Origin of the sequence: Halomonas sp. SIMBA_159, assembly GCF_046536035.1 — a bacterium.
Classification (GTDB): Bacteria; Pseudomonadota; Gammaproteobacteria; order Pseudomonadales; family Halomonadaceae; genus Vreelandella; species Vreelandella venusta_A.
The window spans coordinates 1-251 of record NZ_JAWJBT010001144.1 but is presented as its reverse complement, the minus strand read 5'-3'; the positions used below and the strand labels follow the sequence as shown (position 1 = coordinate 251).

Genomic DNA, 251 nt, shown 5'->3' with positions numbered 1-251 from the left:
CCATGTCTGCCTCCTGACAGCATAATGCTAGCACCCGGTCCGCGGCAGCGTCACCCCTCGCGACGACGCTTCAGCTCGGTGAAGACGACGCCGCTTTCGTAGGCGACCGTCTCGACGATGTCGAAGCGTTCGGGGCGATACGGGCGCTCGCCGAACAGCGGGATGCCCGATCCGAAGAGCAGGGGCTGCCGCTTCAGCACGAGCCGGTCGATCTCGTCGGCGAGCGATGCGGCGAGAGCGCCGCCTCCGCA

At 67.7% G+C, this 251-nt stretch carries 1 protein-coding gene; it reads right to left on the bottom strand.

The window, feature by feature from the left end:
- Positions 1 to 50: 50 nt before the first annotated feature.
- A partial coding sequence (locus R0J87_RS22845; protein WP_498889219.1) for a hypothetical protein occupies positions 51 to 251 on the bottom strand: 201 nt, incomplete at its 5' end.